Here is a 20,624-nt window from a genome sequence, read left to right on the forward strand (position 1 = left end):
TTTCAGAACCGGCCGGGGATGCAAGCGCGGCCTTGGCGCACGGCGCGGCGCTGCTAGGGTGACGCAAAGAGCCCTGAGAGGAACGCCATGAAATCCGTCGCCGCCGTCGCCGCCGCCTGGATGCTCGCCTTAGCATTCAACTCGGCCTCGCAAACCTCTGCGAACGCGCAGGAAAGCGGCGCGTCGGAGACGACGTTCGTCTATGCGGGCCGGCTTCTCGCCGATCCGCAGAGCGGTGTTGTGCAGCGCGATAAAACTCTCGTGATCCGGAACGGCCGCGTGGCGGAGATCCGCGACGGCTTTGTCAGCGACCCCGGCGGGCGGGTCGTCGATCTGAGCCAGAGCTTCGTCCTGCCCGGCCTGATCGACAGTCACGTGCACATCACCCGCCAGCAGAATCCGAACGCGCGGCTGATGGCGGTGACGGACAGCGAGGCGGACCTGGCCATCTCGGGCGCCCACTACGCCCGGATCACGCTGGAGGCCGGCTTCACCACCGTGGCGGACCTGGGGGCCGACAACAACGCCATCTTCGCCCTGCGCGACGGCATCGCCGCCGGCCAGGTGGCGGGCCCCCGCATCATCGCCTCGGGCTCGTCGGTGTCGATCCACGGCGGTCACGGCGACGCCAACGGCTATCGCGACGACATTCTGCATCTCCTGTCGTCCGAGAGCGTGTGCTCGGGGCCGGAGGACTGCATGCGGGCGGTCCGCACCCAGGTCCGGGCCGGGGCGGACGTCATCAAGATCACCGCCACCGGCGGGGTCCTGTCCAACACGGCCGCCGGCTTGGCCCAGCAGTTCACCGACGCCGAGCTGGCGGCCATCGTCGAGGCGGGCCATCGCATGGGCCGGCGGGTGACGGCCCATGCGCACGGCGTGGACGGAATCAACGCCTTCCTGCGTGCGGGCGGGGATTCGATCGAGCACGGCACCTATCTGGACGACGAGTCCATCCGGCTGTTCCGTCAGAACGACGCCTTCCTGGTGCCGACCCTGCTGGCCGGCGACTTCGTGGCCCGCATCGCGTCGAGCCCGGACAACTTCTTCACGCCCGCCCAGACCGCCAAGGCGCTGGAGGCCGGCCCGAAGATGCTCGACATGGCCAGACGGGCCCACGCCGGCGGCGTGCGGATCGCCTTCGGCACCGACTCCGGCGTCTCGGCCCACGGAGACAACGCCCAGGAGTTCGCGCTGCTGGTCCAGGCCGGCATGACCCCGCTTGAGGCTGTTCAGGCCGCCACCGTGGTCGCCGCCGAGCATCTGGGCATCTCGGCCGAGGCCGGCCGTCTGGCCCCGAACATGCCTGCCGATCTGATCGCCGTCTCCGGCGATCCGCTCAGCGACGTGACCGAGTTGGAGCGGGTGCGCTTCGTGATGCGCGGCGGCCGGATCTATCGTCAGGACTGAACGGCGCGCCGAAGCAGCGCCAGGACCGCGGGCGCGTCGTCGAAGCGGGCCCGCACCGGCCAGGCGGCGACCCGCGCGCGCCAGTCCGGCGGCAGCCGCGCCCAGTCCTTCTCGGTCGTGACCAGTCGGGCCTGATGAAGCGCCGCCCGCTCGGCGAGGAAGTGCAGGTCGCGCTCGGCGAAGGCGGCATGGTCGGGAAAGGGCGCGAAGTCCTTGAGGTCCGCCCCCGCGGCGATCAGCGACCGCTCGACCTTCCACGGCTTGGCGATGCCGGCGAATCCGACGAGCGGCCCGGAGGGCGGCCGGGCGTCGGCGACCAGCCGGGCGATGAAGACGGGCAGGGGTCGAAACAGCGCCAGCAGCTCGGGGTCGGCTCCGCGCGCATCGGTCGGCAACAGCACCACCACGGCGTCCGCCCGCGCGAGTCCGGCCTTCAACGGCTCCCTCATTGGGCCTGACGGAAAGACGCCGCCGTCGCCGAAGGGCCATTCCTCGTCCCGCGTCTCGCCGTCCACGACGATCAGGCTGAGCGCCTTGTTCAGGCTCGGATTCTGATGGCCGTCGTCCAGCACCACGGCCTGGGCGCCGGCGCCGACCGCCGCCCGGGCGCCGGCGGGCCGGTCGCGCGCGATCCAGGCGGGCCCGCCCTCGGCCAGCATCAGGGGCTCGTCGCCGACGTCCGCGGCCGCATGGACCGCCGGATCCACTCGGACCGGCCCCTCCAGTCGGCCGCCGTAGCCGCGCGACAAGGCGTGGGCGTCCACACCCGCCTCGCGCAGCAGGCGAATGACCTCCCGCGCCACCGGAGTCTTCCCGGAGCCGCCGACGGTCAGGTTGCCGACCGAGATCACCGGCGCCCCGACGTCGACGGGCGCGGCGCGCGCGATCCGGCGCGCCGTCGCCCAGGCCCACAGCCAGCTCGCGGGCTTCAGCAGGGTCCGCGCGACCCGGGCGTGCCGGTCGTCACGGCTGTACCACCAGCGCGGCGTGTTCAGCTTCATCGCCGGCGGCCCGCGGCGGGCGGCAGGAGCGGGCCGAGCGCGGTCATCAGCCGGTCCAGACCCGCGCCGGCCTCGGCCGCCGCCTTCTTGGCGCGCTCGCCCATGGCCCGTGCCTGAGCCGGGTCGGCCAGCAGGCTGCCGACGGTCTCCGCGAGCTCGGAGGGGCTCTTCACCACCGCCAGGGCGTGGCGCGCCTTCAGCGTGGCCGCGACGTCCTCCCAGTTCGTCGCGTCGGGGCCGCTGAGCACCGGCTTGGCCAGGCGCGCGGGCTCCAGCGGGTTGTGGCCCCCGACCATCGGCTGATCCAGCAACGGGGCGAACGAGCCCCCCATGATGACCACATCCGCGAGACGCAGGAACAGGCCCATCTCGCCCAGCGTGTCGGCGAGATAGATGTCGGTCTCGCCCGTCAGCGCCTCGCCCCGCGACCGCACCGCGTGGGCGTAGCCGTCGCGGGTGAGCAGCGCCGAAACCTCCCCGCCGCGCTCCGGATGGCGGGGAAGGAGCACGAGGCAGACGCGGGCCGCCAGGGCGTCGAGCGCGCGCACCAGGAACAGCTCTTCGCCCGGATGGGTGCTGGCGGCGACGATCACGGGCCGATCGCCGATGGCCGCCGAGATGCGGGCGAAGGCGCCCTTGTCGTGGGGCAGGGGACCGCCGGAGAGCTTGAGGTTGACCTGACCGTCCACGCGCCCGCCCAGGTCTTCGATCCTCGCGGCCGAAGCCTCGTCCTGCGGAAGGATCAGATCGAAGGCGCCGACCAGGCGGCGCGCCGCCGCCGGAACGCGCCCCCAGCCGTGGGCGGTCTTTTCGGTGATGCGGGCGCTGACCAGCGCCAGCCGGACGCCGCGCGCCTTCGCCTGAAGGATCAGGTTCGGCCACAGCTCGCTTTCGACGAAGACGCCGACGCTTGGTCGCCAGTGGTCCAGGAAGCGGGCGACCGCGCGCGGACCATCCACCGGCGCGAACTGATGGATCACCCCCTTCGGCAGCCGCTCGGCCAGGAGCCGCGCCGACGTCGCCGTGCCCGAGGTGACGAGAAGGGTCAGATCGGATCGCGTCGCGACCAGCCGCTCGACCAGCGGCAGCAGGGACAGGGTCTCGCCGACGCTCACGCCGTGCAGCCACACCAGCGGCCCGTCCGGGCGGGGGCGCCTCGAGACGCCCAGCCGTTCGTCGACGCGGGCGCCGTCCTCCTTGCCCCGGTTCACCCGCGCGTCGAGCAGGCGGGGTGCCAGGGGCTCCAGCCAGCGCGTCAGTTGGCGATAGGCGAAGAGCGCCGGACTCATGACGCCAGGCCGGTGATTACGTCCGCGCGGGCCTCGACGGCGTTCAGCCGCGCGGTCCAGTCGGCGGCGACCGCCGCCATGTCGCCGCCCTCGGGGTACCGCGCCCGGTCCCAGACGACCGCGCCCCGGGCGAAAGGCAGCGGCAGGATGGCGCGGTCCCAGCTCTTCAGCCGGATCGCCGGGCTGCACGACAGGCCGATGAAGAGGACCGGCGCGCCCGACAGCTTGGCCAGCAGCGGCAGGCCCTCCGCCATCCGCCGGGCCGGCCCGCGGGGACCGTCCGGCGTGATCGCCAGGGCGCCGACCTTCAGCTGGCGCAGGCCGTCGCGTAGCGCCTGCGCCCCGCCCTTGGCGCGGTCGGCCTTGTCCTTGTTGGCCGAGGAGCCGCGCACCGCCGGAAACCCCTGCCGCGCCACGGCCTTGGCGATGAACTCCCCGTCCGCCGAGAGCGAGATCAGCGCCTTGGCCGGCTGCGCCCGGTCCAGCGGCCAGGAGGCCGGCGACAGCCCGATGCGCGAGTGCCAGAAGACGCACAGGACCCCGCCGCCCCGATCCCAAACCTCTTCGGCCAGATGCATGTCCTCCCAGGTCCAGCGCATGGTCCGGAAACACAGCTGCATCCAGGCGGCGAGCAGCCAGGCCAGGGCCGACTGGATGACGGGATTCCTCAACGGCCTCATGCGCTCTCGGCCTCCGCGGCGTCTCCGTCCAGCGACTGCTGCTTCGCCAGACGGGCGTAGAGCCCGCCCTTGCGCACGAGCGCGGCGTGGGTTCCGGCCTCGACGACGCGTCCGGCCTCGATGACGTGGATGCGGTCGGCCTTGCGCACCGTCGACAGACGATGCGCGATCATCAGCGTGGCGCGCCCCTGCATCAGCCGCTCCAGCGCCGCCTGGACCAGAGCTTCGCTCTCGGTGTCCAGCGCCGAGGTGGCTTCGTCGAGCAGCAGGATCGGCGCGTCCTTCAGGAAGGCGCGGGCGATGGCGACGCGCTGGCGCTGACCGCCCGAAAGCCGCATCCCGCCCTCGCCGACGCGGGTCTGATAGCCGTCCGGCAGGGCGACGATGAAGTCATGGGCCGCCGCCGCCTTCGCCGCCGCCTCGATGGCCGCCTGATCGGCGTCGGCGCGGCCGTAGGCGATGTTGGCGGCGATGGTGTCGTCGAACAGGAAAGGCTCCTGGGTGACCAGGGCGATGCGATCCCGCAGATCGTCGATCCGCACCTCGCGCACGTCCAGCCCGTTCACTGTCACCCGGCCGCCCGTGACGTCATAGAAGCGCGGGAGCAGCGACAGCAGGGTCGACTTGCCCCCGCCGGAGGGGCCCACCAGCGCCGCCGTCTCTCCGGGCTTCACGGTGATCGACACGTTCGACAGGGTCGGCGCGCCCGCCGGCCCATAGGTGAACGAGACGTCCTCGAACGCCACCGTCACGGGCCCCGGGGGCAGGGCCCTGGCGTCGGCCGCCTCGCGGATCTCCGGGGCGATGTCGAGCGCCGCGAACAGGCGCCGGGCGGCGGTGAAGCCCTCGGTCATGACCGTGGCCAGGTTGGTCACCTGGCGCAGCGACTGTCCGGCCGCCAGCAGCAGGCCGATGAAGGCGGCGAACTGGCCGACGTTCATGGCGCCCGACTGGGCGCGCCAGCCGGCGTAGGCGAGCACCAGCGCCACGACCACATAGGCGACCAGGTCGCTGGCGGGGCCCGCGAAGGCCCGGGCGTCGGCCCCCTTGATGACGAAGCGCTGGCGGCGCCCCACCAGCTCGGCCACGCGCGCCTCCTCGGCCGCCTCACGGTTCTCGATCTTGATCAGACGGACGCCGTCCAGGTTCTCCATCAGCGCGGTCGAGAGGTTCTCGGTCTCCTCCATCGCCCCCTGCGCGGCCTTGCGCGTGCGTTTGGAGAAACGGCGCAGGATCAGGCTGACCATCGGCACGCCCAGCAGCACAATCAGGCTGAGGCGCCAGTCGATGAAGACCATGGCGATCAGGACCGCGATCAGCGTCAGGCCGTGCTGGGTGTAGTTGACCACGCCGCTCGTGAAGGCCTCGCGCACCAGGTTGGCGTTGAACAGGACGCTGGCGACGAAGCTGCCGGAGTGCTGGGAGCGCAGGCGCGCCAGGTCCGCCCGGATCATGGCGCCGAACAGGCGGATCTGGATGTCGCCGACCACGCCGTGGCCCAACCGGTTGACCAGGGCGGCCTGGCCCAAAGCGAAGACGGCGCGAAGCGCCGAGGCGGCCACGATGATCAAGGGAATCCAGACCGCCGCCTCTCGCGTCGGGATCTCGATCAGGCCCAGGATCGAAACCGCTGTGTCCTGGCGCACAAACAGGCCGTTGATCGCCGGCTCCAGCAGCTTGAGCAACAGCGCCGTCAGGCCGCCGGCCCCGGCCGCACACGCCAGCGACAGCGCCAGCCGCCCCCAGCGCCGGGACAGGTAGTCGCGCCACACCCGGGCCAGCAGGGGCCGGAGCGAAGCGTCGTCTTGAAGGGCGTCGGGCGCGGTCATCGGGCCCTCGGTCTGACGCGGGCGCGGCGAAGTCAAGCGGCGGCCGGTCGAGCGTGGGTCGGCGCGGCCCGGCTCGCGGACACAAGATGTTGTGGCGGCGGGGCCTGAAGCGTAGATAGGCGAGCCCCGTTTTCCGCCCGCCGAGGACCGCGCCCGTGACCGCCTTCAACCATGACGCCTTCTTCCAGACCGCCCTGTCGAACGCCGACGCCGACGTCTTCAAGGCGATCCAGGGCGAGCTGAAGCGTCAGCAGGAGCAGATCGAGCTGATCGCGTCCGAGAACATCGTCTCGCGCGCCGTGCTGGAGGCGCAAGGCTCGGTCCTGACCAACAAGTACGCCGAGGGCTATCCGGGTCGGCGCTACTACGGCGGCTGCGAGTTCGTGGACGTGGTCGAGGACCTGGCGCGGGACCGGGCCAAGGAACTGTTCGGCTGCGCCTTCGCCAACGTCCAGCCGCACTCGGGCGCCCAGGCCAACCAGGCGGTGTTCATGGCGCTGCTGCAGCCGGGCGACACCTTCCTGGGCATGGATCTGGCGGCCGGCGGCCACCTGACCCACGGCAGCCCGGCGAACCAGTCCGGCAAGTGGTTCCGACCGGTGACCTACAAGGTGCGCGAGGACGACCACCTGATCGACTACGACCACGTCGCGGCGATGGCCGAGGCGGAGAAGCCGAAGATCATCATCGCCGGCGCCTCGGCCTATTCGCGGCACATCGACTTCAAGCGCTTCCGCGAGATCGCCGACTCGGTCGGGGCGTATCTGATGGTCGACATGGCCCACTATGCGGGTCTGGTGGCCGGCGGCGTCTATCCCAGCCCGATCCCGCACGCCCACGTGGTGACCACCACCACGCACAAGACCCTGCGCGGCCCGCGCGGCGGCCTGATCCTCTCGAACGACGTGGAGCTGGGCAAGAAGATCAATTCCGCCGTCTTCCCGGGTCTGCAGGGGGGGCCGTTGGAGCACGTCATCGCGGCCAAGGCCGTGGCCTTCGGCGAGGCGCTGAAGCCCGAGTTCAAGCAGTACGCCCAGCAGGTGGTGGACAACGCCCGCGCCCTGGCCGCCGTGCTGGTGGAGCGGGGCCTGAAGATCGTGTCCGGCGGCACCGACAGCCATGTCATGCTGGTCGACCTGCGGCCCAAGGGCGTGACCGGCAAGGCGACCGAGGCGCAGCTGGATCACGCCCTGATGACCTGCAACAAGAACGGCGTGCCGTTCGACACCGCGCCCTTCACGGTCACCTCGGGCGTCCGGCTCGGCACGCCGGCCGCGACGACCCGCGGCTTCGGCGTGACGGAGTTCCAGCAGGTCGGTCACTGGATCGCCGACGTGATCGACTCCATGAACGGCACGGACGAGGCGGACGCCGCCGTGGCGCAGAAGGTGGCGGGCCAGGTGCGTGAGCTGACGCGCCGCTTCCCCATCTACGGATAAGCCCCTGATGAAGTGCCCTTTCTGCGGCCACGCCGACACGCAGGTGAAGGACAGTCGCCCGTCCGACGACGGCGCGGCCATCCGGCGTCGTCGCTCGTGCCCGAACTGCAACGGGCGCTTCACCACCTTCGAGCGGGTCCAGCTGCGCGAGCTCGTGATCGTCAAGCGCAACGGCCGCCGCACGCCGTTCGACCGGGACAAGCTGGAGCGGTCGCTGAACGTCGCCCTGCGCAAGCGTCCGGTTCAGCCCGAGCAGATCGAACAGCTGGTGAGCCGCATCACGCGCCAGCTGGAAAGCCTGGGCGAGACCGACATCCAGTCCAGCGTCGTCGGCGATTTCATCATGAAGGCGCTGAAGTCGGTCGATGAGGTGGCCTACGTCCGCTATGCGTCCGTCTACAAGGACTTCCGGAAAACCGGGGACTTCGCTCGGTTTCTTGACGCCGAAGGTTTCGACGAGACCGATCGGTCGTGAACCGGCCGCCCCTCACACGACCCCACGTCACCTGGAAGGTCGCGACGTCACTGGACGGCCGCATCGCCACGTCCTCGGGCGAGAGCAAATGGATCACGGGGGAGGCCGCCCGGACCGAGGGACATCGCCTGCGCGCCGCGTCCGACGCAATCCTGGTCGGGGTCGAGACGGTGCTGGCCGACGACCCGCGCCTGACGACGCGTCTCTCGGAAGGGGGCGCCGACCCCCTGCGGGTCATTCTGGACAGCCGCCTGCGCACGCCGGAGTTCGCCCGCGTCGCCGTGCCGGGCACCCTGATCCTGACGACCGCCGAGGCCAGGCCGGTCGGCGGCGCGGAGGTCGTAAGGGTGGCGAAGGACGCGAACGGCCGCGTGGACGTGGGGGCGGCGCTTGACGTCCTGGCCGCGCGCGGCGTCGGCCGCCTGATGGTCGAGGGGGGCGGTCGCGTGGCGGCGGCCTTCGTGGCGGCGGGTCTGGTCGATGCGATCGAGTGGTTCCGCGCTCCGATCCTGCTCGGCGCCGACGGTCGACCGTGTCTGGGCCTGCTCGCCCTGAAGCGCCTGGGTGACGCACCGCGCTACAGGCGCCTTGCGGTGGAGCTTCTGGACGACGACCTGTGGGAACGTCTGGAACAGGTCGGGTAGGCCTTCACGCATGTTCACCGGGATCATCACCGACGTCGGCCGGGTGCGCCGCGTCGCCGCGACCGAGCGGGACCGCCGCTATGAGGTCGAGACCGCCTGGGATGTCTCCGGCATCGACATGGGCGCCTCCATCAGCCACGCCGGCTGCTGCCTGACCGTGGTCGAGAAGGGCGACGGCTGGTTCGCGGTGGAGGTCTCGAACGAGACCCTGTCCAGGACCACGCTGGGCGACTGGACCGAGGGCCGGCCCGTGAACCTGGAGCGCGCGGCGCGTCTGGGCGACGAACTTGGCGGGCATATCGTCTCCGGCCACGTGGACGGCCTCGGCGTCGTGCGCGCCATCACGCCCGAGGGCGGCTCGCACCGGGTCGAGATCGAGGCCCCCGAGCCGCTGCACCGCTACATCGCCGCCAAGGGCTCGATCACGGTCGACGGCGTGTCCCTGACGGTCAACACGGTGGACGGCCGGCTGTTCGGGGTGAACATCATTCCGCATACCTGGGAGGTCACGACGCTCGGCCGGCTCAAGGTCGGCGACCGCGTCAACCTGGAGATCGACATGCTGGCGCGCTATCTCGCGCGGTGGCAGGAGACAGCCCGATGAACCTCGCCGCCAACCTGAACGACAGCCCGATCAGCCCGATCGAGGACATTCTGGAGGACGCCCGCAACGGACGTCCCTACATCCTGGTCGACGCCGAGGACCGGGAGAACGAGGGCGACGTCATCATCCCGGCGCAGTTCGCGACGCCGGACCAGATCAACTTCATGGCCAAGCACGCGCGCGGGCTGATCTGCCTGGCCATCACGGCCGAGCGGGCCCGCCAGCTGCGCCTCCCGCCCATGGCCGCCGACAACCGCACCAGCATGGGCACCGCCTTCACCGTATCGATCGAGGCGCGCGAGGGCGTGACCACGGGCATCAGCGCGGCGGATCGGGCGCGCACGGTCCAGGTCGCGGCCGATCCGGCCAAGGGCGCCGACGACATCGTCTCTCCGGGACACGTCTTCCCGCTGGTGGCCCGCGACGGCGGCGTCCTGGTCAGGACCGGCCACACCGAAGCCGCCGTCGACATCAGCCGCATGGCGGGCCTGACGCCCGCCGGCGTGATCTGCGAGATCATGAACGACGACGGCACCATGGCGCGGATGCCCGACCTGGTCGCCTTCGCCCAGCTGCACGGGCTGAAGATCGGCACCATCGCCGACCTGATCGCCTACCGCCGCCGCACCGAGCGCTTCGTCGAGCGAGTGCTGGAGACGCCGTTCGAGAGCGTGCACGGCGGACCGTTCCGGCTGATGCTCTATCGCAACGTGATCGAGGGCGCCGAGCACGTGGCGCTGGTCCACGGTCGCATCGAGCCGGGCAAGCCGACGCTGGTCCGCATGCATCAGGTCGATTTCGCCGCCGATCTTTTGGGCCATGTGGAGGCGCGGCAGGACTACGTGCCGCGGGCGCTCAAGACGATCAGCCGCCACTCCGGGCCGGGCGTGGTCGTGTTTCTGCGCGATCCGGCGCTTCAGGGGCTTGCGGAACGGCTCGCGGGAGAGGACAAGCCCGCCGCTGTGGACCGCTCGCTCAAGGCCTATGGCGTCGGCGCCCAGATCCTGCTGGACCTGGGAGTGCGCGACATGATCGTGATGAGCTCCACGCGACCCGCGCCGACCGCGCTCGAGGGCTACGGCCTGCGCATCGTCGGCTGGCGCGACATGGACGGAGAAGAGCCATCCTGAAGGATCCCCCGCGCGTCCTGATCGTCGAGGCGCGCTTCTATGACGACCTGGCCGACGCGCTGCTCGAGGGCGCGCGCGACGCGCTGGAGGCGCGCGGCGTTCAGGTGGACGTGGTCACGGTGCCCGGCGCTCTGGAGATTCCGGCCGTCATCGCCATGGCCGAGGAGGCGGGCCGCTATCCCACCGCGCCGCGCTATGACGGCTATGTGGCGCTCGGCTGCGTCATCCGGGGCGAGACCTATCACTTCGAGATCGTGTCGGATCAGTCGGCGGCGGGCATCATGCAGCTGACGCTCAAGGGCCTGGCCATCGGCAATGGCGTCCTGACGACCGAGGACGAGGCTCAGGCCTGGGCCCGCGCGCGCCGGACCGAGGGCGACAAGGGGGGCTTCGCGGCCCGCGCCTGTCTGGACCTGATCGAGCTGCGCGGTCGCCTGCGCATGGGGCTGGGTTCATGACCGAGCCGACCGATCTGAAGGCTGTGCTGGCCCAGCTGGAGGCCGCCGAGGCCGAGCGCGCGGACGCCCGCGAGAACCACCTGTCCGCCCGCGAGCGCCGGGCGCGGACGGTGGCGCGCCTCGCGGCGGTTCAGGCGCTCTACCAGATGGAGCTGGCGGGGACGGGCGTGGAGGCGGTGATCCGCGAATTCTCCGACTATCGCTTCGACGCCGACATCGAGGGCGAGCCGCTCGCCGAGGCCGACGAGGCCTGGTTCGCCGACATCGTTCGCGGGGTCGTGGCCGGACAGCGCGAGATCGACGCGGCGGTCACGGCGCGGCTGGCGTCCAACTGGCGGCTGGAGCGGATCGACTCCACGCTCCGGGCGTTGCTGCGGGCGGGGGCCTATGAGCTCCGCGAGAAGCCCGAGGCGCCGCGCGAGGTGGTGATCAACGAATACGTCGAGCTGGCCAAGGCCTTCTTCGATTCCGCAGAGGCCAAGTTCGTCAACGCCGCCCTGGACGGGGTCGCGCGCGATGCCCGCGATTGACGTCGCTGGAGAGTTCGAGACCATCGAACGGCTGTTCCGGCCGCTCGCCCATCCGGAGTGGGGCCGGGGACTGAAGGACGACGTCGGCGTCCTGCCCTCGCGGCCCGGCTTCGACCTGATCCTGACCAAGGATGCGATCGTCGAGGGCGTGCACTTCCTGCCGGACGACCCGCTGGACCTGGTGGCGCGGAAATTGCTCCGGGTGAACCTGTCCGATCTGGCGGCCAAGGGGGCCGAGCCCTTCGGATATCTGCTGGCCTGTCACTGGTCGGGGCGCTGCGGTTGGCCCGAACGCGAGGCCTTCGCCGAGGGCCTGAGGCAGGATCAGGAGAGCTTCGGCGTCCACCTGATCGGCGGGGACACCGTGAACACGCCGGGGCCGGCGAGCTTCAGCGCCACCTTGCTGGGCTGGGCGCCGAAAGGGCGGGCGGTGAGCCGCGCGGGGGCGCGGCCGGGCGATCTGGTGCTCGTCACCGGGACGATCGGCGACGGCGCGCTGGGCCTGAAGGCGGTGCAGGGGCGGTTGGGACTGGAGCCGGAACGTCTGGAAGCGCTGGCTGACCGGTACCGCCTGCCGCAGCCGCGGCTGGAGATGCGTGAGGCGATCCTGGCGCACGCGAGCGCCGCCGCCGACGTGTCCGACGGGCTGCTCGCGGACGCCGCCCGCATCGCTGAGGCGTCGGACGTGGGCCTGTCCATCGACCTGGGCCGATTGCCGCTGTCGCTCGCGGCGACGGCCTGGCTGGAGACCCGGGTCGATCCCGAGGCCTCGCGCGTCATGCTGGCGACCGGCGGCGACGACTACGAGGTCGTCCTGACCTGTCCGCCCGGCGGCGAGGCGGCCCTGAAGCGTCACGCCGACCAGCACCATCTGCGCCTGACCGCCCTCGGCCGGGTCACGGCCACGTCGGGCCTCCAGGTCGTCCTGAACGGCGGCCCGGTCGAGGTCGAACGGCTCGGCTGGCGCCACGACGCCTCGCCAACGGTTTCGAAACCCGGTTGAGCTACACCTCACGGCCATGAAGCGCCGTGACCTCATCGCCGCCGCCGCCGTGACCGCCGTCGCGTCCCCCGCCTTCGCCGGCGGCCCGGGGGGCGGAGAGGGCGCGGGCGGCGGACAGATGAACCTCGCCTCCACCGGGCTCCCGGTGATCGTGGACGGCCGGATCCGCAACTACGTCTTCGTCTCCGTGCGGCTCTCGCTCGCGGCGGGCGCCGACCTGGCGGCCCTGCGGCTGAAGGAGCCTTACTTCCGGGACGCCCTGGTCAAGGCGGCGCACCGCACGCCCTTCACCGTGGCGGGGGACGCCACCCGGCTGGACGCCGCCGCGATCGTCCGCGAGCTCACGCGCCAAGCCGCGACCATCGCCGGACGCGGACGGATCGCCTCGATCGAGGTGACGTCGCAGACGCCCCGCCGCCGCTCGGGCATGGGCGGCCGCTGAACCGCGCCGTCCGACATCCCTAATCAGTCGTTGCGCCGCCTCGGGGCATTTGGCACTTTCCCGCCGTAATTCCCCAGGGACGCGCCTTTGCGTCCTCTGCGCTCGGGGGGACCGGAAGGCGGACAAGAGGCGATCACGCCCGCCGCGCCAAGGGCCGCGCGCTCACAGCAACTAGGGTTGGAACACGCAATGACGTCATATCTCTGGCTGGTCATCGCGGCCGGCGCTCTGGGGGTGCTCTACGGCGCCGTCCAGACCGCGGCCCTGATGAAGGCCGACGCCGGCAACGAGAAGATGCGGGAGATCGCCGCGGCGATCCAGGAAGGGGCCTCGGCCTATCTGCGCCGCCAGTACACCACCATCGCCATGGTCGGCGTGGTCATCCTGATCGCCGCCTACGTGCTGATCGGAGCCTACGCCGCGCTCGGCTTCCTGATCGGCGCGGTGCTTTCGGGCGCCGCCGGCTTCGCGGGCATGCTGATCTCGGTCCGCGCCAATGTGCGCACCGCGCAAGCCGCCTCGCAGAGCCTGGCCAAAGGCCTGGATCTGGCCTTCCGCTCGGGCGCGGTCACGGGCCTGTTCGTGGCGGGCGGGGCCCTGATCGGCGTTGCGGGCTACTACGCGGCCCTGACCGTCGGCATGGGTCTGGAGAGCACCAGCCGCGAGGTCATCGACGGGCTGGTGGCGCTGGGCTTCGGCGCATCGCTGATCTCCATCTTCGCGCGTCTGGGCGGCGGCATCTTCACCAAGGGCGCCGACGTGGGCGGCGACATGGTGGGCAAGGTCGAGGCCGGCATCCCCGAGGATGATCCCCGCAACGCCGCGACCATCGCCGACAACGTGGGCGACAACGTCGGCGACTGCGCCGGCATGGCCGCCGACCTGTTCGAGACCTATGCGGTGACCACGGTCGCCACCATGGTGCTGGCGGCGATCTTCTTCCGCGACCAGCCCTACGTCGACGCGATGATGCTGTTGCCGCTGGCCATCTGCGGCGCCTGCGTCGTCACCTCGATCATCGGCACCTTCTTCGTCCGCCTGGGTAAGTCCAACAACATCATGGGGGCGCTGTACCAGGGCCTGATCGTCACGGGCGTGCTCTCGGTGGGCGCGCTCTGGCTGGTCGTCGAACAGGTCGTCGGCGGCCCCGTCACCACGTCCGGCGGCGACATCATCGAGCCGATGAACCTGTTCTGGTCCGGTCTGGTCGGGCTGGTCGTGACCGCCGCCATCGTGGTGGTGACCGAGTACTACACCGGCACCGGCTTCCGTCCGGTGAAGTCGGTCGCCAACGCCTCCGTCTCCGGGCACGGCACCAACGTGATCCAGGGTCTGGCGGTTTCGCTGGAGTCCACCGCGATTCCCGCGCTGATCATCATCGTCGGCATCGTCGTCACCTATCAGCTGGCGGGCCTCTTCGGCATCGCCATCGCCACCACGACCATGCTGGGCGTGGCCGGGATGATCGTGGCGCTGGACGCCTTCGGCCCGGTGACCGACAACGCCGGCGGCATCGCCGAGATGGCGGGCCTGCCCAGCGACGTTCGGGTCTCCACCGACGCGTTGGACGCCGTGGGCAACACCACCAAGGCCGTCACCAAGGGCTACGCCATCGGCTCGGCCGGCCTCGGCGCCCTGGTCCTGTTCGCCGCCTACACCGAGGACCTGCGCTACTTCGCCGAGGAGGCCGCCGCCGGCAGCTTCTTCGCCGATCTGGGGCCCGTGGCCTTCGACCTCGCCAACCCGTACGTCGTCGTCGGCCTGCTGTTCGGAGGGCTTCTGCCGTTCCTGTTCGGCGGCATGTCCATGATGGCGGTCGGCCGCGCGGCCGAGTCGGTCGTGGCGGAGGTCCGTCGCCAGTTCCGCGAGAACCCCGGCATCATGACGTTCCAGACCAAGCCGGAGTACGGCAAGGCCGTGGACATCCTGACCTCGGCGGCGATCCGCGAGATGATCGTGCCCAGCCTGCTGCCGGTGCTCACGCCGATCCTGCTCTTCGTGGTGGTGCTGCTGATCCAGCCGGACAAGGCCAACGCCTTCGCGGCCCTCGGCGCCATGCTGATGGGCGTGATCGTCACCGGCCTGTTCGTCGCCATCTCGATGACCTCGGGCGGCGGCGCGTGGGACAACGCCAAGAAGCTGATCGAGGAGGGCTACACCGACAAGTCGGGCGTGCTTCACCAGAAGGGCTCCGAGGCGCACAAGGCCGCCGTCACCGGCGACACGGTGGGCGATCCGTATAAGGACACCGCCGGTCCGGCCGTGAACCCGATGATCAAGATCACCAACATCGTCGCCCTGCTGCTGCTGGCGGTGCTGGCGAGCGGCAAGATCGTGTGATCGAGGCGCAAGCCTGAACGAAAGACGCCCCGGAGAGCGATCTCCGGGGCGTTTCTCTTTGTCGACTGCGGCGGCGGTCAGTCCGGCCGGCGCTGGCCCGGCACGTCCTCGTCCGTCCGCGGCAGCTGGCCCCGGCCGACGTTGCCCAGAAGCTGTTCGATCACGGTCAGCTCGCGGCCGCGCGTCGGCGTCTCGCGATCGTTCATGGCCACCTGCTGCCCGTCGTCCAGCCCCAGCTGGCGAACCTCGGCGACCTTGTCGTCGCCCTCGCTGAAGGTGATGGCGGTGACCGAACGCTGGGACACCTCGGCCTTGTTGAAGGTGTACTGCTCGGTCGTCTGGGTGATGTAGTACCAGATGTTGTCGCCCTCGAAGACCGACGTCGTCGACGGCGATCCCAGCTTGGCCAGCACGCTGGTCTTGTCGTCGGTCCCGACCTGGATTTCGGACGGCTGGACGTCGATCGGCTGGAAGCCGTTGCGACCCACCGTCGGCGCGCAGGCCGCGACCGCCGCCGACGCGAGCAGGGCCGCCAGGGCTGGAGAGATGCGAACCATGCGGATCCTTCGATGTTGTCGCGGGGCGCCTGCTGCCCTCGAACCTTTGACCTATCTCCGTCGGACGCCTAGTTCAACGTCGCGGCGGAAAGAGGGCCGCGTGTCCATGCTGAAACGCCTGCTGAAGCTGCCGTTCCGACGCCCGTCAGGCGAGGTGCTCTACGCCAGAGCCGTCGCCCAGGCGCGACGTCCCGAGTTCTACGCCGATCTGGGCGTGCCCGACCGGATCGACGCCCGGTTCGAGCTCTACACCCTCCACGTCCTGCTGCTGGTGCTGCGGCTGCGCGAGGAGGGACAAGCGGGGGCCGATGCGGCCCAGGACCTGTTCGACACCTATGTTTCGGCGCTGGATCACGCCCTGCGCGAACTCGGCGTCGGCGACCTGTCGATCGCCAAGAAGATGCGCAAGCTGGGCGAGTCCCTGTACGGCCGCATGACCGCTTACGAGGCCCCTCTGAAGTCCGACGATATCGACGGCCTGGCCGAGGCCCTCGGGCGCAATCTGTTCGAGGATGCGGCCTCGCCGGCGGCCCGCGGCCTCGCCGATTACGCCGTGCGCAGTCGGGCGAGCCTCGCCGCCCGCCCCGCCGAAGACCTCAAGAACCAGCCGCGCTGGGCGGAGATTCTGCAATGAGCCTGCCCGTCGACATCGTTCGTCTGAACCAGATCGGCCCCGGCGTGAGCCGGCGGCTGGAGGCGGACGCGCCTGCGCGCGAGGCGATCCGGCGCGAGTTGAGCCTCGGCGCGGTCCGGGAGCTCGCGGCGGACATCTCGATGGTCCCCTACGGCGAGGGCTGGCGGCTTTCGGGCCGCGTGGAGGCCGACATCGACCAGACCTGCGGCATCACCCTGGAGCCGTTGCCGACGCGGATCGACGAGCGATTCGCCATCGACCTGATCGAAGGCGCGCCCCCCGAGGCGGACGGCGAGTTGGATGTCGATGTCGAGGCGGATGTGCCGGATTACGTCGAAGGGCACGTCGACCTCTGGGCCTATGCGATCGAGCAGCTGGCGCTGGCGCTCGATCCTTTCCCTCGCAAACCCGGCGCGGAGTTCGTCCAGCCCGAGGAGCCGGCGGAGGTGTCGCCCTTCTCGGTCCTGACACGGCTGAAGCCGAAGGACGACGGACAAGGTTGACCTAGGGTCCGTTCGCTTGCATCCCGGCGCGCGCCGGTTATCGTCGGCGCGTTCGAGACGCGCCCGGCCAGACGTTCCGGCGCAGGAGCCGATCCGCTTGACCTCTCCCATCATCATCTCTCTGGACGCCATGGGCGGCGATCATGGCCCGACCGTCGTCGTCCCCGGGGTGGCCGACTATCTGCGTCGGCACGGCGGCGAGGGCGTGCGGTTCCAGCTCCACGGCGACGCCGACCGGATCGAGGCCGAACTCGCCAGGCACCCGACCGCCCGCGCCGTCTGCGACGTCCGCCACACGGACAAGGTGGTGGCGATGGACGAGAAACCCGCCCAGGCCATGCGCCGCGGCAAGGGCTCAAGCCTGTGGAACGCCATCGAGACGGTCAAGGCGGGGGAAGCCCACGCCGCGGTCTCTGCCGGCAACACCGGCGCCCTCATGGCCATCTCCAAGCTGATCCTGCGCATGTCCGCGCCCGGACTGGAGCGGCCGGCCATCGTGGCCAGCTGGCCGACCCTGCGTGGCGTCACCGCCGTGCTGGATGTCGGCGCGAACGTGGAGAGCGACGCCGAGCAGCTGGTGGAGTTCGCCATCATGGGCGAGGCCTTCCACCAGGCGGTCCATGGCGTGGAGCGCCCGACCGTCGGCGTCCTGAACGTCGGCTCAGAGGACATGAAGGGCCACGAGGAGGTCCGCGAGGCGGCCCGGATCCTGCGCGAGGGCGGGCTGGGCCTGGCCTACCACGGCTTCGTCGAGGGCGACGACATCGCCAAGGGCACGGTCGATGTGGTGGTCACCGACGGCTTCACCGGCAACATCGCCCTGAAGACGGCCGAGGGCGTGGCGCGGTTCATCTCGACCCTGATGCGCGAGGCGCTGACCTCCGATCTCCAGGCCAAGCTCGGCGCCTTCATCGCCATGCCGGCCCTGAAGCGCATGGGCCAGCGGATCGACCCCAGCGCGATCAACGGCGGCCCCCTGCTGGGGCTGAACGGGATCGTGGTGAAGAGCCACGGCGGCGCGGACGCCAAGGGCTTCGGCAACGCCATCCGCATCGCCGTCGACCTGGCGCGTAGCGGCTATCTCGACAAGGTCAGCCGGAACCTGGGCCGCCTCGCCGCGCTCGAGCCCCTGACATCTCCCTCCGACGCCCCCATGCAGGACGCCCATTCGTGACCCTGGTTCGTAGCGCCGTCACCGGCGTGGGCTCGTATCTGCCCGAAGAGATCGTCACCAACGCCGATCTGGCCAAGATCGTCGATACGTCCGACGAATGGATCGTCGCGCGCACCGGCATCCGCCAGCGGCGCCGCGCCCGCCCGGATCAGCCGACCAGCGACCTGGCCGTCGAGGCGGCGAAGAAGGCGCTGCTGGAGGCCGGCCGCACCGCCGCCGAAGTCGATCTGATCATCGTCGCCACGACGACGCCGGACCTGACCTTTCCGGCCGTGGCCTCCATCGTCCAGCGCAAGCTGGGTTGCCCCGTGGGCATCGCCTTCGACGTCCAGGCGGTCTGCTCCGGCTTCGTCTATGCGCTCAGCGTCGCCGACGGCTTCGTGTCGCGGGGCCAGGCGCGCTGCGCCCTGGTCATCGGGGCCGAGGAGATGACAAGGCTGATGGACTGGACCGACCGGACCACCTGCGTCCTGTTCGGCGACGGCGCCGGCGCGGTCGTGGTCGAGCCGGTGGAAGGGCAGGGGACCAAGGCCGATCGCGGCGTCCTGGGCTTCGCGCTGCGCTGCGATGGAAACAAGACCGATCTTCTGTACGTGGACGGCGGCCCGGCCTCGACCGGCACGGTCGGCCACCTGCGCATGGCGGGCAACCAGGTGTTTCGCCACGCGGTCGTGAACATCGCCGAAGGCATCGGCGCGGCGGCCGCGGCGGCCGGCGTCACCATCGCCGAGATCGACTGGTTCGTGCCGCACCAGGCCAATCAGCGCATCATCAGCGGGGTGGGCGAGCGCCTGGGTCTGGACGAGAACAAGGTGATCTCGACCGTGGCGCTGCACGCCAACACCTCCGCCGCGTCGATCCCGCTGGCCTGGGACGCGGCGATCCGGGACGGCCGCATCAAGCGGGGCGATCTTGTGATGCTGGAGGCCATGGGCGGCGGCCTGACCTGGGGGGCCTGCGCCGTCCGGATGTAGGGCCGATTCGTCGTAACCCTTTTTGGCCCTTTGATTCGTCGGCGCTTTGGCGTTGAATGCGCCTGAAACGCGAGGGAGGGGCCCATGCAACCGCAGACCGTGACCCGCGCCGATCTGTGCGAAGCGGTGCATCAATCCTTGGGCCTGTCCCGGCAGGAATGCGCGGCCCTGGTCGAGCGCACCCTGGACCTGATCGTCGAGGCGCTGGAGCGCGGCGAGACCGTCAAGCTGTCCGGCTTCGGCGTTTTCCAGATCCGCGACAAACGCGCCCGCATGGGCCGCAATCCCAAGACCGGGGAGCCGGCCGCCATCCATCCGCGTCGCGTGATCAGCTTCCGGGCCTCCCAGATCATGAAGGGCAAGGTCGACGGGGCCAACGGGAAGGCCTGACGATGGCGGCCAAGAGCGCCGACGCCTTCCGCACCATCTCCGAAGCCGCCGAGGAAGTGGGCGCGCCCCAGCACGTCCTGCGCTTCTGGGAGGGTCGTTTCGATTTCATCCAGCCGCTGAAGCGCGCGGGCGGCCGCCGCTTCTACCGACCGCACGACATCGCCGTGCTGAAGGCCGTGCGGCGGCTGCTCCACGACGAGGGCCTGACCATCAAGGGCGTCCAGCGCCTGCACAAGGAGCAGGGTCTGAAGCGGCTGGTCGAGTACGCCGATCCTGCGGTGGCGCTGGGCGCGCGCCCGGCCGACGACGGCCCCATCGAGGTGGCCGACGCCCCGCCGCGCCCGGCCCTGGACTCCAGCGCCCGCCGCCGCCTGCAGGACGCGCTTGAGCGCATCGAGACGGCGCGCCGCCGCCTGGACGCGGCGCTTCAGGCGTGAGCGGCTTTTTCGCTTGGCGAGGCGAGGGGCCCCCGTCTATAGGGAGCGCCTTCGGAGCGTGGCGCAGCCTGGTAGCGCACTTGACTGGGGGTCAAGGGGTCGCAGGTTCGAATCCTGTCGCTCCGACCATCTTCCCGACATCGACGACGTGACGCCGGTCCCCCAGACCGGTCGTCAGCCTTTTTCGGCCCAGGTCAGCAGGGGCAGGATCGGCACGCCCCAGGCGACGCCCGCGACGCCGAAGTACAGCAGCTGCGCCCACCAGATCTCGGGCACGAACGGCGCCAGCGACACCACGCCCCAGATGTAGAGCGCCAGGAACGCCAGCACGCCCAGCGCCGCGACGCCGCGCCTCAGGCGGGGGTTCATCGCTTGCTCCGGAACAGCAGGAAGGCGACCAGCGCCGCGATCGCCCCGACCCAGCTCCACACCGCCCAGCCCCAGCTCTCCAGGGGGGCGACGTCGAACACGCGCAGGGCCAGGAAGGCGCCGCAGGCCGCGCCGGTCAGCGCCACCAGAGAGGCGATGCCCACGCCGCGTCGTCCGGACAGCTGGTCCGCGGCCCAGGCCATGGCCAGGGCGACGAGGACGACGATCACCGCTTCCATGTACTGCACGGCCCGGCGCTCCCTACTGCCTGCGACGCCGCGATCGACGCGGACGACTCGATTCTGCCTCCGC

The 20,624-nt window shown here is 70.8% G+C and carries 24 protein-coding genes and 1 tRNA gene; 18 read left to right on the forward strand and 7 right to left on the reverse strand.

The features are described 5' to 3' along the window. The first annotated feature begins 87 nt into the window (after positions 1-87). Positions 88-1,410: a metal-dependent hydrolase family protein gene (locus tag ACFFGE_RS01515; protein WP_376833627.1), complete on the forward strand. Its 1,323-nt coding sequence runs from the start codon at positions 88-90 to the stop codon at positions 1,408-1,410. Here the strand turns inward: ACFFGE_RS01515 and lpxK are convergent. From lpxK to ACFFGE_RS01535, 4 genes are read right to left on the reverse strand one after another with little or no spacing between them, the layout of a single operon-like run. After that, entirely contained in the window at positions 1,401-2,411 is a 1,011-nt protein-coding gene (gene lpxK / locus ACFFGE_RS01520) for a tetraacyldisaccharide 4'-kinase (RefSeq protein WP_376833629.1), read from the reverse strand. The two genes, ACFFGE_RS01515 and lpxK, sit on opposite strands and share 10 nt — an antisense overlap. Then, the gene (locus ACFFGE_RS01525) at positions 2,408-3,700 is read right to left on the reverse strand and encodes a 3-deoxy-D-manno-octulosonic acid transferase (protein WP_376833630.1); all 1,293 of its coding nucleotides are present in this window, start codon (positions 3,698-3,700) and stop codon (positions 2,408-2,410) included. The genes lpxK and ACFFGE_RS01525 overlap by 4 nt, the downstream gene beginning before the upstream one ends. Then, the gene (locus ACFFGE_RS01530) at positions 3,697-4,380 is read right to left on the reverse strand and encodes a lysophospholipid acyltransferase family protein (protein WP_376833632.1); all 684 of its coding nucleotides are present in this window, start codon (positions 4,378-4,380) and stop codon (positions 3,697-3,699) included. Before ACFFGE_RS01530 ends, ACFFGE_RS01525 begins: the two co-directional genes overlap by 4 nt. Then, positions 4,377-6,209: an ABC transporter ATP-binding protein gene (locus ACFFGE_RS01535; protein WP_376833634.1), complete on the reverse strand. Its 1,833-nt coding sequence runs from the start codon at positions 6,207-6,209 to the stop codon at positions 4,377-4,379. Before ACFFGE_RS01535 ends, ACFFGE_RS01530 begins: the two co-directional genes overlap by 4 nt. Before the next feature lie 155 nt (positions 6,210-6,364). Between ACFFGE_RS01535 and glyA the strand changes: the two genes are divergently transcribed. The 10 genes from glyA to ACFFGE_RS01585 all read left to right on the forward strand — a co-directional run bounded on the left by glyA (position 6,365) and on the right by ACFFGE_RS01585 (position 15,274). After that, complete coding sequence (gene glyA, locus ACFFGE_RS01540) at positions 6,365-7,648, forward strand: serine hydroxymethyltransferase (RefSeq protein WP_376833636.1); 1,284 nt, start codon at positions 6,365-6,367, stop codon at positions 7,646-7,648. 7 nt (positions 7,649-7,655) lie between these two features. Further along, positions 7,656-8,123: a transcriptional regulator NrdR gene (gene nrdR, locus ACFFGE_RS01545; RefSeq protein WP_376833638.1), complete on the forward strand. Its 468-nt coding sequence runs from the start codon at positions 7,656-7,658 to the stop codon at positions 8,121-8,123. Next, positions 8,120-8,767, forward strand: a complete 648-nt coding sequence (locus tag ACFFGE_RS01550) for a RibD family protein (RefSeq protein ID WP_376833640.1) — start codon at positions 8,120-8,122, stop codon at positions 8,765-8,767. Before nrdR ends, ACFFGE_RS01550 begins: the two co-directional genes overlap by 4 nt. Positions 8,768-8,777: 10 nt before the next feature. Beyond that, positions 8,778-9,371, forward strand: coding sequence for a riboflavin synthase (locus ACFFGE_RS01555; RefSeq protein ID WP_376833641.1), 594 nt, complete (start codon positions 8,778-8,780; stop codon positions 9,369-9,371). Further along, a complete protein-coding gene (ribB, locus tag ACFFGE_RS01560) occupies positions 9,368-10,501 on the forward strand; it encodes a 3,4-dihydroxy-2-butanone-4-phosphate synthase (protein WP_376833642.1) in 1,134 nt (377 codons plus the stop codon). Before ACFFGE_RS01555 ends, ribB begins: the two co-directional genes overlap by 4 nt. Further along, complete coding sequence (gene ribH, locus ACFFGE_RS01565) at positions 10,498-10,959, forward strand: 6,7-dimethyl-8-ribityllumazine synthase (RefSeq protein WP_376835172.1); 462 nt, start codon at positions 10,498-10,500, stop codon at positions 10,957-10,959. Before ribB ends, ribH begins: the two co-directional genes overlap by 4 nt. Further along, complete coding sequence (gene nusB, locus ACFFGE_RS01570; protein ID WP_376833644.1) at positions 10,956-11,489, forward strand: transcription antitermination factor NusB; 534 nt, start codon at positions 10,956-10,958, stop codon at positions 11,487-11,489. The genes ribH and nusB overlap by 4 nt, the downstream gene beginning before the upstream one ends. Then, complete coding sequence (gene thiL, locus ACFFGE_RS01575; protein WP_376833646.1) at positions 11,476-12,492, forward strand: thiamine-phosphate kinase; 1,017 nt, start codon at positions 11,476-11,478, stop codon at positions 12,490-12,492. The genes nusB and thiL overlap by 14 nt, the downstream gene beginning before the upstream one ends. A gap of 16 nt (positions 12,493-12,508) precedes the next feature. Beyond that, the gene (locus tag ACFFGE_RS01580; RefSeq protein WP_376833648.1) at positions 12,509-12,934 is read left to right on the forward strand and encodes a hypothetical protein; all 426 of its coding nucleotides are present in this window, start codon (positions 12,509-12,511) and stop codon (positions 12,932-12,934) included. A 189-nt stretch (positions 12,935-13,123) separates the two neighbouring features. After that, positions 13,124-15,274: a sodium-translocating pyrophosphatase gene (locus ACFFGE_RS01585; RefSeq protein ID WP_376833650.1), complete on the forward strand. Its 2,151-nt coding sequence runs from the start codon at positions 13,124-13,126 to the stop codon at positions 15,272-15,274. 77 nt (positions 15,275-15,351) lie between these two features. On the opposite strand, the gene ACFFGE_RS01590 is transcribed toward ACFFGE_RS01585, so the two are convergent. After that, on the reverse strand, positions 15,352-15,831 hold the full coding sequence (locus ACFFGE_RS01590; protein WP_376833652.1) for an outer membrane protein assembly factor BamE: 480 nt from the start codon (positions 15,829-15,831) through the stop codon (positions 15,352-15,354). Between the two features lie 106 nt (positions 15,832-15,937). Here ACFFGE_RS01590 and ACFFGE_RS01595 point away from each other — a divergent pair, with 106 nt between their 5' ends. The 7 genes from ACFFGE_RS01595 (at position 15,938) to ACFFGE_RS01625 (ending at position 20,072) form a co-directional block, all read left to right on the forward strand. Continuing rightward, positions 15,938-16,465, forward strand: a complete 528-nt coding sequence (locus ACFFGE_RS01595) for a ubiquinol-cytochrome C chaperone family protein (RefSeq protein WP_376833653.1) — start codon at positions 15,938-15,940, stop codon at positions 16,463-16,465. Continuing rightward, positions 16,462-16,968 carry a YceD family protein gene (locus ACFFGE_RS01600; RefSeq protein WP_376833655.1) on the forward strand — a complete coding sequence of 169 codons (507 nt, stop codon included), beginning with the start codon at positions 16,462-16,464 and terminating at the stop codon, positions 16,966-16,968. The genes ACFFGE_RS01595 and ACFFGE_RS01600 overlap by 4 nt, the downstream gene beginning before the upstream one ends. Before the next feature lie 97 nt (positions 16,969-17,065). Next, positions 17,066-18,142: a phosphate acyltransferase PlsX gene (gene plsX, locus ACFFGE_RS01605; protein ID WP_376833657.1), complete on the forward strand. Its 1,077-nt coding sequence runs from the start codon at positions 17,066-17,068 to the stop codon at positions 18,140-18,142. Continuing rightward, positions 18,139-19,116 carry a beta-ketoacyl-ACP synthase III gene (locus ACFFGE_RS01610; protein ID WP_376833659.1) on the forward strand — a complete coding sequence of 326 codons (978 nt, stop codon included), beginning with the start codon at positions 18,139-18,141 and terminating at the stop codon, positions 19,114-19,116. The genes plsX and ACFFGE_RS01610 overlap by 4 nt, the downstream gene beginning before the upstream one ends. 84 nt (positions 19,117-19,200) lie before the next feature. Then, complete coding sequence (locus tag ACFFGE_RS01615) at positions 19,201-19,506, forward strand: integration host factor subunit alpha (RefSeq protein WP_376833661.1); 306 nt, start codon at positions 19,201-19,203, stop codon at positions 19,504-19,506. A gap of 2 nt (positions 19,507-19,508) precedes the next feature. Further along, positions 19,509-19,943 (forward strand): MerR family transcriptional regulator, encoded by a 435-nt coding sequence (locus tag ACFFGE_RS01620; protein WP_376833663.1) that lies wholly within the window; start codon positions 19,509-19,511, stop codon positions 19,941-19,943. Positions 19,944-19,995: 52 nt separating this feature from the next. Further along, positions 19,996-20,072, forward strand: a tRNA-Pro gene (locus ACFFGE_RS01625). 45 nt (positions 20,073-20,117) lie between these two features. Here the strand turns inward: ACFFGE_RS01625 and ACFFGE_RS01630 are convergent. Further along, a complete protein-coding gene (locus tag ACFFGE_RS01630; protein ID WP_376833664.1) occupies positions 20,118-20,312 on the reverse strand; it encodes a DUF2842 domain-containing protein in 195 nt (64 codons plus the stop codon). Further along, positions 20,309-20,551, reverse strand: coding sequence for a transglycosylase (locus ACFFGE_RS01635; protein WP_376835174.1), 243 nt, complete (start codon positions 20,549-20,551; stop codon positions 20,309-20,311). The genes ACFFGE_RS01630 and ACFFGE_RS01635 overlap by 4 nt, the downstream gene beginning before the upstream one ends. Positions 20,552-20,624 lie beyond the last annotated feature (73 nt).

The sequence above is a fragment of the Brevundimonas balnearis genome (assembly GCF_042434805.1).
Classification (GTDB): Bacteria; Pseudomonadota; Alphaproteobacteria; order Caulobacterales; family Caulobacteraceae; genus Brevundimonas; species Brevundimonas balnearis.